The 9,237-nt window shown below is 70.9% G+C and carries 8 protein-coding genes; 4 read left to right on the top strand and 4 right to left on the bottom strand.

The annotated features are described in order from the left end of the window. Positions 1 to 134: 134 nt before the first annotated feature. Positions 135 to 602, bottom strand: a complete 468-nt coding sequence (locus ACFVGO_RS35865; protein WP_359905704.1) for a RidA family protein — start codon at positions 600 to 602, stop codon at positions 135 to 137. Beyond that, complete coding sequence (locus ACFVGO_RS35870) at positions 599 to 757, bottom strand: DUF4177 domain-containing protein (RefSeq protein ID WP_094743074.1); 159 nt, start codon at positions 755 to 757, stop codon at positions 599 to 601. Before ACFVGO_RS35870 ends, ACFVGO_RS35865 begins: the two co-directional genes overlap by 4 nt. Positions 758 to 1,001: 244 nt before the next feature. Here ACFVGO_RS35870 and ACFVGO_RS35875 point away from each other — a divergent pair, with 244 nt between their 5' ends. Together ACFVGO_RS35875 and ACFVGO_RS35880 are read left to right on the top strand one after the other, a co-directional pair. Then, positions 1,002 to 2,075 carry an ArsA-related P-loop ATPase gene (locus ACFVGO_RS35875; RefSeq protein ID WP_359905701.1) on the top strand — a complete coding sequence of 358 codons (1,074 nt, stop codon included), beginning with the start codon at positions 1,002 to 1,004 and terminating at the stop codon, positions 2,073 to 2,075. After that, positions 2,072 to 3,244: an ArsA family ATPase gene (locus ACFVGO_RS35880; protein ID WP_359905699.1), complete on the top strand. Its 1,173-nt coding sequence runs from the start codon at positions 2,072 to 2,074 to the stop codon at positions 3,242 to 3,244. The genes ACFVGO_RS35875 and ACFVGO_RS35880 overlap by 4 nt, the downstream gene beginning before the upstream one ends. Positions 3,245 to 3,291: 47 nt before the next feature. On the opposite strand, the gene ACFVGO_RS35885 is transcribed toward ACFVGO_RS35880, so the two are convergent. Beyond that, positions 3,292 to 3,615 carry a WhiB family transcriptional regulator gene (locus ACFVGO_RS35885; RefSeq protein WP_030240986.1) on the bottom strand — a complete coding sequence of 108 codons (324 nt, stop codon included), beginning with the start codon at positions 3,613 to 3,615 and terminating at the stop codon, positions 3,292 to 3,294. Positions 3,616 to 4,116: 501 nt separating this feature from the next. Here ACFVGO_RS35885 and ACFVGO_RS35890 point away from each other — a divergent pair. Then, entirely contained in the window at positions 4,117 to 6,399 is a 2,283-nt protein-coding gene (locus ACFVGO_RS35890) for a transglycosylase domain-containing protein (protein ID WP_359905696.1), read from the top strand. A gap of 219 nt (positions 6,400 to 6,618) precedes the next feature. Here the strand turns inward: ACFVGO_RS35890 and ACFVGO_RS35895 are convergent, their stop codons facing one another. After that, the gene (locus ACFVGO_RS35895; protein ID WP_359905693.1) at positions 6,619 to 7,071 is read right to left on the bottom strand and encodes a GatB/YqeY domain-containing protein; all 453 of its coding nucleotides are present in this window, start codon (positions 7,069 to 7,071) and stop codon (positions 6,619 to 6,621) included. A gap of 739 nt (positions 7,072 to 7,810) precedes the next feature. Here ACFVGO_RS35895 and ACFVGO_RS35900 point away from each other — a divergent pair. Beyond that, complete coding sequence (locus tag ACFVGO_RS35900) at positions 7,811 to 9,109, top strand: helix-turn-helix domain-containing protein (RefSeq protein ID WP_380358351.1); 1,299 nt, start codon at positions 7,811 to 7,813, stop codon at positions 9,107 to 9,109. The last annotated feature ends 128 nt before the right edge of the window (positions 9,110 to 9,237 follow it).

Here is a 9,237-nt window from a genome sequence, read left to right on the forward strand (position 1 = left end):
CTGTTGCGTGATGTCCCCGTCCGGGGCCGGATGGCGTCCTTGGGGATCCCCAAAAGCCCAACAGCGCGACAATAACCCTTCTAACCAGGGGGGGAGGGCGAGGAGCACCCCCGCCCCCGCCCCCGCGATCACGTTCAGACGGTCTTGAGGCGCACCACGAGCTCGACCTCGACCGGGGCGTCCAGCGGCAGCACCGCGACGCCGACGGCGCTGCGGGCGTGCACGCCCGCGTCGCCCAGCACCTTGCCGAGCAGCTCGCTGGCGCCGTTGACGACGGCCGGGACACCGATGAAGTCGGGGGCGGCGGCGACGAAGCCGACGACCTTGACGACCCGCTCGATCCGGTCGAGGTCGCCGATCACGGACTTCACGGCGGCCAGGGCGTTCAGCCCGCAGATCTGCGCGAGGTCCTTGGCCTCCTCCGGGGAGACCTCGGCACCGACCTTGCCGGTGGTCGGCAGCTTGCCGCCGACGACCGGGAGCTGGCCGGAGGTGAACACGAGGTCGCCGGAGTGCACGGCCGGCACGTAGGCGGCGACCGGGGCGGCCACCGGAGGCAGGGTCAGACCCAGCTCGGCGAGCTTCTCCTCGACCTTGCTCATGCGTTCTTCTCCCGCTTGAAGTAGGCCACCAGCTGCTCCGGGTTCGGGCCGGGCACGACCTGGACGAGCTCCCAGCCGTCCTCGCCGAAGTTGTCCAGGATCTGCTTGGTGGCGTGCACCAGCAGGGGCGCCGTCATGTATTCCCACTTGGTCATGGCCAGACTCTAGACGAGCCGTCGCGGTGATCCGCTCCGACGGCCGCGAGGCGTGTGAGGTGGGGCACAAAGAGGGCATGATCCGGCCTGACGGCCCAGGTGCTCCGGGCATCCGGTGCGCTCCCTGGTTACCCTCGCGAGAGGGCACCCTGGTGAAGGGCACCCCCGTCGGGAGGGGACCCTGGTGAGGGGCACCCTCGTCAGGAGGGGACGCCCGTAGGACGGAGACGGACGGAGACGGAGCGTGGCACGCACCCCCGGCCAGGCGGCCCGGCGCGACCCCGACTGGGAGGGCGTCCGGCTGCACGTGGTCAGCGGCAAGGGCGGCACCGGGAAGACCACGCTGGCCGCGGCGCTGGCCCTGGCGCTCGCCGCCGACGGCGGACGGGTGCTGCTGATCGAGGTCGAGGGCCGGCAGGGCATCGCCGAGCTGTTCGGGATCGCCGCACTGCCGTACGAGGAGCGCCGGATCGCCTCGGTCTCCCGCGCCCAGCTGGGGCTGGCCGCCGGTGGGGGCGGGCCCGGCGAGGTCTTCGCGCTGGCGATCGACACCGAGCTGGCGCTGCTGGAGTACCTGGAGATGTTCTACAAGCTCGGCCGGGCCGGGAAGGCGCTCCAGAAGGTCGGCTTCGTCGACTTCGCCACCACCATCGCGCCCGGTGTGCGGGACGTCCTGCTCACCGGCAAGGCCTGCGAGGCGACCAGGCGCAAGGACCCGGACGGCCGGCGGCGCTACGACGCGGTGGTCATGGACGCCCCGCCGACCGGGCGGCTGACCAGGTTCCTGAACGTCAACGCGGAGGTCGCCGGACTGGCCCGGATCGGCCCGATACACACCCAGGCGCAGGCCGTGATGCGGGTGCTGAAGTCGCCGGAGACCGCGGTGCACCTGGTCACCCTGCTGGAGGAGATGCCGGTGCAGGAGACGGTCGACGGCATCGGGGAGCTGCGCGAGGCGAAGCTCCCGGTGGGCGGGGTGATGGTCAACATGGTCCGGCCGCCGGTGCTGGACGCGGCGGCGGTGGCCGCGGTGGACGGGGACCACCGCGAGGAGGTCGCCGTGGCGCTCGGCGAGGCCGGGCTCGGCGGCCGCACGCGCGCCGCGGAGAAGGTCCGGGCGGCGGTGGAGCCGCTGATCGACCCCCTGCTGGCGCAGGCCAGGGAGCACGCCGAGCGGGTCGAGCTGGAGCGCGCGCAGCGCGCCGACATCCAGCAGCTGCGGCTCCCGACGTACGAACTGCCGCTGCTGGGTGAAGGCGTGGACCTCGGCGGGCTGTACCGGCTGGCGGGCGAACTGAAGCGGCAGGGGGCGGCATGACCTCGAACAGCGGGGTGCGGAGCACCGGGCGGCGACTCGCGGTGGACGAGCTGATCGACGACCCGAAGACCAGGATCATCGTCTGCTGCGGCTCCGGCGGCGTCGGCAAGACCACCACCGCCGCGGCGCTCGGCCTGCGGGCGGCCGAGCGCGGCCGCAAGGTCGTGGTGCTGACCATCGACCCGGCCCGCCGGCTCGCCCAGTCGATGGGCCTGACCGAGCTCGACAACACCCCCCGGGTGGTCAAGGGGGTCACCGGCGACGGCGAGCTCCAGGCCATGATGCTGGACATGAAGCGGACCTTCGACGAGGTCGTGCTGGCCCACGCCGAGCCCGAGCGGGCCAAGGCGATCATGGAGAACCCCTTCTACCAGTCCCTGTCGGCCGGCTTCGCGGGCACGCAGGAGTACATGGCGATGGAGAAGCTCGGGCAGCTGCGCGCCGCCGAGGAGTGGGACCTGATCGTCGTGGACACCCCGCCGTCCCGCTCGGCGCTCGACTTCCTGGACGCGCCCAACCGGCTCGGGTCCTTCCTGGACGGCCGGGTGATCCGGATCCTCACCGCCCCGGCCAAGGTCGGCGGGCGCAGCGCGATGCGCTTCCTGAACGTCGGGATGGGACTGCTCACCGGCACCCTGGGCAAGATCTTCGGTGCTCAGCTGCTGACCGACGTGCAGACCTTCGTCAGCGCGATGGACTCGATGTTCGGCGGCTTCCGGGAGCGCGCGGACCGCACGTACCAGCTGCTCAAGGCGCCGGGCACGGCGTTCCTGGTGGTGGCCGCGCCGGAGCGGGACGCGCTGCGCGAGGCGGCGTACTTCGTGGACCGGCTGGCCGCGGACCGGATGCCGCTGGCCGGGCTGGTGCTCAACCGGGTGCACGACACGGGGGCACCGCAGCTCACCGCGGAGCGGGCGCTGGCGGCCGCCGAGGCCCTGGAGGAGAACGGATCGGAGCACGCCTCGCCCGCTGCGGAACTGCTCGCGGCCGGGCTGCTGCGACTGCACGCCGAGCGGATGCAGATCATGGGGCGCGAACGCCGCACCCGCGACCGCTTCGTCTCGGTGTACCCGGACGTGCCGATCGTGGAGGTGCCGGCGCTGCCGGGCGACGTGCACGACCTGGACGGGCTCCGGGCCATCGGGGACCGGCTCAACGGCGCGGTGTAGCCCGTGCCCGAGGGCCGACCGGCCCGGACCGCGCGGTGCGGGCGGGCTCAGCCCGCCTGGGCGTAGTCCGTCAGTATCACTCCGGTCGCGAGGGACTCCTCGTACTCGGTGCGTGCCGTCTCCAGCAGCCTCCGCCACGAGATGACGGTCGGGCGGCGGCGCAGCAGCGCACGGCGCTCGCGCTCCGTCATCCCGCCCCACACCCCGAACTCCACCCGGTTGTCCAGGGCGTCCGCGAGGCACTCCGTCCGGACGGGGCAGCCGCTGCACACCGCCTTCGCGCGGTTCTGCGCCGCCCCCTGGACGAACAGTTCGTCCGGATCACTCGTGCGGCAGGCGGCCTGCGCACTCCAGTCGTCAACCCAGCCCATGCCGGCGCCGTCCTCTCCCGTTTCGAGGCTCCCCCACGGCGGCAACGGCATATTCACCGTTGCCAGTTGAGGACGTTACGGAAGAACGACAGCTTGCAACAGCCCCTTCGGGCTCAATCTCGAATGACCCGATTGGACTATGGGTATCGATCAGCTCACTCGTTGGAGTGATCGCAGGTCGCACGCCTTGCCAAAAGCGGAGCCCGCACTCTCGCCACAGGAGTCACCACGGAGCGTGACTGAACACACGGGTACAGCAGGCCACAGCTGCCTCAAAACCCGGACATCACGGGGCATTTCAGGCAAGTCTCCTCGCCCACAAGAGTGAGCGATGTTGACGCACCGAAGCTGTCGCAAGCTTGTGACAAGCCTAGGCGAACGCCTGCCGCTGTGTGCGGGAATCCGCGACGTAGGGTTCTCCCCATGGCACCGAAGCGCCCACAGGCACCCCAGCCCCCAGGCAACACCGGAGCTCCGCGCGGCAGGACCGGCGGATCACCGTTGGAGCACGCCGGCAACGGCGTGAAGTTCCTGGGCGTCAGCGTGCTCTCCGGAGTCCTGCTGGCCGGTCTCGCCCTGCCCGCCGTCGGCGCCATCGGGCTGACCGCCAAGGACACGGCGGAGAGCTTCGACAACATCCCGGACGACTTCAAGACCCCGCCGCTCACCCAGGCCACCCAGATCTTCGACGCCAAGGGCGGGCTGATCGCCAAGGTCTACGAGCGCGACCGCACGGTCCTGACCGCCGATCAGATGTCGCCCTTCATGCGCCACGCCCAGGTGGACATCGAGGACGCCCGCTTCTACGAGCACGGCGCCGTCGACCTCAAGGGCATCCTCCGCGCGGTCAGCAAGAACGCGGAGAGCGGCACCGCCTCCCAGGGCGCCTCCACCCTGACCCAGCAGTACGTGAAGAACGTCAACGTGGAGAAGGCCGGCGACGACCAGGCGGCCGTCCTGGAGGCCCAGCGCAAGACCCTGGGCCGCAAGATCCAGGAACTCAAGGTCGCCATCAAGCTGGAGGAGGACCTGTCCAAGGACCAGATCCTCACCAACTACCTCAACATCACCTTCTACGGCCACCAGGCCTACGGGGTCGAGGCCGCCTCCCAGCGCTACTTCAGCAAGAGCAACAAGGACCTGACCGTCGCCGAGGCCGCCACCCTGGCCGGCATGGTGCAGAACCCGTCGTCCTACGACCCGGTGCGCTACCCCGAGAACACGGTCAAGCGCCGCAACGTCGTGATCGACAAGATGCTGGAGAACAAGCACATCACCGCCGACCAGGCGAAGGAGGCGAAGGCCGCCCCGCTGGGTCTGAAGTACAAGGACCCGCAGAACGGCTGCATCACCGCCCAGGCCGGCATGGGCTTCTTCTGCGACTACGTCCGCCACGTGGTCAAGCAGGACCCGGCCTTCGGCAAGAACGCCGACGAGCGCAAGAAGGTGTGGAACACCGGCGGCCTGAACATCTACACCACGCTGGACCCGGACAAGCAGGCCGCCGCGCAGAACGCCGTCACCAAGAAGGTCAACGTGACCGACACGGTGTCGGCCGCCGCGACCATGATGGAGCCGGGCAGCGGCAAGATCCTGGCGATGGCCCAGACCCGCCCGTACGGCCTGGACCCGAACAAGAACCAGACCGTCGTCAACCTCAACGTGGACGCCGCGATGGGCGGCGGCAACGGCTTCCAGACCGGTTCGACCTTCAAGCCGATCCTGGCCGCGGCCGCGCTGGAGTCGGGCATGTCGAACACCCAGGCGTTCCCGTCCGAGAACAAGATCGAGTACCCGCAGATGTCCACCTGCTCGGGCACCTGGAAGAACACCGTCAAGCCCAAGGAGACGGTGAAGAACGAGCAGGACAGCGAGGTCGGGCCGTACCAGCTGAAGGAGGCCATGGCCCGCTCGGTCAACACCTACTTCGTGCAGATGGAGCAGCAGGTCGGCCTCTGCGCGATGAAGCAGATGGCGAACAAGCTGGGCATCACCCAGTCCGCCAAGGGCGACGCCTTCCAGGAGGTGCCCTCGATGGTCCTCGGCACCCTGGAGCTCTCCCCGCTGACCATGGCGAACGTCTACGCGACCTTCGCCGCCCGCGGCAAGTACTGCACCCCGATCGCGATCAACAAGATCACCACGGTGGACGGCAAGGACATCCCGGTCCCGCAGTCCCAGTGCAGCCAGGCCTTCTCCGAGCAGACCGCGGACTCGCTCAACGCCGTCCTGCTCAACGTGACCGAGAAGGGCACCGCGGCCGCCCTGACCATGGACGACGGCCGCAAGATCGCCGGCAAGACCGGTACCACCGACGAGAAGAAGGCCGCCTGGTTCAGCGGCTACACCCCGTCGCTGGCCGCCGCGGTCTGGCTCGGCGGCCCGGCCGGCGGCGTCAAGATGAAGAACATCACCATCGGCGGCAAGTACTACCCCGAGGTGTTCGGCGCCGACGGCCCCGGCCCGATCTGGGCGATGGCGATGAACCAGGCGCTCAAGGGAACGCCGCTGGAGCCGATCCAGACCGCCAACATCCCGGACCCGCAGCCGGCCACTCCCCCGGCGGGCGCCACCGCACCGGCCACCGACCCGAACGCCCCGCAGCCCGGCGGCAACCCCCCGCCGCCGCAGCAGGGCGGCAACCCCGGCCAGCCCGGCGGCCAGCCCGGCGGGCTCCCCGGCGGACTGCCCGGCGGCTTCCCCGGCGGGTTCACCTTCCCGCCCTTCCCCGGCAACGGGAACGGGAACGGCGGCCGGCACGGCGGCGGCAACGGGAACGGCTGACCCGTCCCGGGCCGCGAAACGGCCGACACGGCGAAGGGGCGCCCTCCAGTGCGGAGGGCGCCCCTTCGCCGTGTTGCCGGGGCGGCGCATGACCGAGGCGGCGCGTCACCGGGGCGGCGCGTCACCTGGGGGCGTCACCTGGGCGACGGGTCGGGACCGGCGGACCAGCGGGCCGGCTGACCGGCGGACCGGCGCCCACGGGGGCGTCCGGCACCCGGCTCAGGCCAGGGCGGCCTTCACGGCCGCGGCGACCCGGCCGCCCTCGGCCAGGCCGTCGACCTTGGGCTTCACCAGCTTCATGACGGCGCCCATCCCCTGCGGGCCGCTCGCACCGCTCTCGGCCACGGCGGCCGCCACGATCGCGGCCAGTTCCTCGTCGGAGAGCTGCTTGGGCAGGTAGGTCGCCAGCACCTCACCCTCGGCCCGCTCCCGGGCCGCCTGCTCCGTCCGGCCCGCCGTGTCGAAGGCCTCGGCCGCCTCCCGGCGCTTCTTCGCCTCGCGGCCGATCACCTTCAGCACATCGGCGTCGGACAGCTCGCGCTTCTGCTTGCCCGCCACCTCCTCGCTGGTGACGGCCGCCAGCGTGAGCCGGATGGTGGACGCGCGCAGCTCGTCCCGGTCCTTGATGGCAGCCGTGAGGTTCTCGTGCAGCTGCTCCTTGAGCGTTGTCATTTCCTCTTCTTATCCTTCGGCTGTGGGTGGGCTCAACCGGGTTTCCCCGGGCGTCCACCGGGGTTTCCGCAGTTGAACGAGTATCCCCCGAGAACCCCGGCCGGCATCCCCGACAACCCCGGCCGAGGGCGCCCGACAGCCCGCCGGACGGCGCCGATCCGACCCGGGAACGGGCGGCGGTCGATTCCATGAACAATCGATGCCCGACTCCGGGAACAAGCGACGGGATTCGGCCACGGTGGCCGATAATGCTTGCACAATATCGGCCGCAATGCCGAAAATTGCCGGATCCGGAGCGAAGTTGCCGGTCCCGGAGGGGCAAATCGAACGCTGTGACCGCTTCGCCGAAAATAGTCCGCGTAGTACACTCGTTCGCGCGTCGCTTGAGCAGCCGATGGCGGCGATCACCTCACCTCGAATCACCGTCGAATCATCGCCGAAGACCGCCACGAACAACTGCGACAACCCGTCATCACGTCCCCGATTCATTATTCCACGGCACTGGCACACTGCCGCCCAGGCACCTGGCGGCCCTGACACCTGGCGGCCCGGGTCCCTTGCGCCCCCTGCCGGAACGAGCGCGCACGCCCGCGCTCCGCCCGGCTGCCCGACCGCCCGGCGACAGTGATCGCTTTTCGGAGCGATGGGCGCCGTAAAAGCGATCGCATCGAGTTCTGACTTTTATTCTGCTCACAACAGCAGGAAGCGCGGGGGAATGGACAACAATCAGCTTCGATCGATGTTGGTGACCCAACGGAAGATGGTCGGCTGGAGCCAGGAGCAATTAGCCGAACACTCCACTGTCAGCGTCCGCACCATTCGCAACCTGGAAACCGGCGCCATCAAGAATCCGCGCCGCAGTTCCGTGGAACTCCTGGTGGGCGCGCTGTTCGCCGCGGCGACCAACCGGGACGACACCCTGCTCTCCCAGGTCGTTCACGCGGGCGCCCCGGCCGGGCTGCCGCCCACCCGGCCGGAACCCGGATTCCCGGCCCGCGTCGCCGAGCTCCCGGACAACGCGCGGTGGCGGGGACTGCGACCCAAGACGGACATCACCGTCGGCCGACGGGCCGACCTGCTGCACGTCGTGACCGCCCTGCGACCGGGCCGTCCGCTGGTGCTCACCGGACCCGCCGGGGTCGGCAAGACCCGGCTGGCGCTGGACTCGGCCGCCCACCTGCTGGACCGCTTCCGGGACGGCGTCGTGGTCCTGGAACTCGGCTCGGTCACCCCCGAGGCCGTCGACCCGGCGGCCGCCTCGGCCCAGGCCCAGCGCGCGCTCGACACCCTCCTCCGGGGCTTCGGCCGCGACCCGCGGACCGGCCCCGAGCTGCAGCTGCTGCTGGTCGTCGACAACGCCGAGCACGTCATCGACACGGTGGCCCGGCAGGTCAGGACACTGCTGGCGCGGCACCCGGCACTCCACATCATGATCACCTCGCTGCGGGCGCCCGCCGGGGTCCCCGCCGACCTGTGGGAGGTCTCACCGCTGTCGGTCGACCACCCGGACGGCCCCTACGGCTGCCCGCCGGCCGCCGAGCTGTTCTGCCACCGGGTGCACTCGGTCGCCCCGACGCTCGACCTCGGCGACCAGATGCCGCAGGTCGTCGAGCTCTGCCGACGCCTCGGCGGCCTGGCGCTCGCGATCGAGAACGCCGCCGTGCGGATGCGCTCGGTGCCCCTGCACGTCCTGGTGGACGAGTGCCGGGTGCTGCCGATCCTCGGCCAGGAGGAGGTCGGCGGGCTCTCCCACCACCGCTCGCTGCACCGCAGCCTCGCCTGGGCGTACGGACTGCTCGACGAACGGCAGCGCCGGGCACTCAGACGGCTCTCCCGGTTCCCCGAGGAGTTCTCCATCGACGACATCCGGCAGGAGCCCGTCGACGGCGGCGGCCCGGCCGGCCGGGAGCCCTCCCGCAACCTCGACGTCCTGGCCGAACTGGTCGACTTCTCCGTCGTCCAGGTGAATCGCGGCCACCAGTACGCGTACCGGGTCCCCCGGATGATGCGCGAGTACGTCAACGCCATTCCGGCCTGAGGCCGGCCCGCGCCCCCGTCGCCCGGAGTGCCGCTCCGGGGGGAGGGGGGGTGGGTGGAGGGGTTCTCCCCGCCCCCGGGGAGGGGCACCATGAAGAAAGGGTGGCCCCTCCGCCCGGGGGAGGGCCG

It is taken from the genome of Kitasatospora sp. NPDC057738 (assembly GCF_042798815.1).
GTDB classification, from domain to species: domain Bacteria; phylum Actinomycetota; class Actinomycetes; order Streptomycetales; family Streptomycetaceae; genus Kitasatospora; species Kitasatospora lactacystinica.

What these genes read in the sequence shown, in the direction of transcription:
- ACFVGO_RS35865 (WP_359905704.1), bottom strand. Translation starts at nt 602, where the DNA reads ATGAGCAAGGTCGAGGAGAAGCTCGCCGAGCTGGGTCTGACCCTGCCT.
- ACFVGO_RS35870 (WP_094743074.1), bottom strand. Translation starts at nt 757, where the DNA reads ATGACCAAGTGGGAATACATGACGGCGCCCCTGCTGGTGCACGCCACC.
- ACFVGO_RS35880 (WP_359905699.1), top strand. Translation starts at nt 2,072, where the DNA reads ATGACCTCGAACAGCGGGGTGCGGAGCACCGGGCGGCGACTCGCGGTG.
- ACFVGO_RS35885 (WP_030240986.1), bottom strand. Translation starts at nt 3,615, where the DNA reads ATGGGCTGGGTTGACGACTGGAGTGCGCAGGCCGCCTGCCGCACGAGT.
- ACFVGO_RS35895 (WP_359905693.1), bottom strand. Translation starts at nt 7,071, where the DNA reads ATGACAACGCTCAAGGAGCAGCTGCACGAGAACCTCACGGCTGCCATC.
- ACFVGO_RS35900 (WP_380358351.1), top strand. Translation starts at nt 7,811, where the DNA reads ATGTTGGTGACCCAACGGAAGATGGTCGGCTGGAGCCAGGAGCAATTA.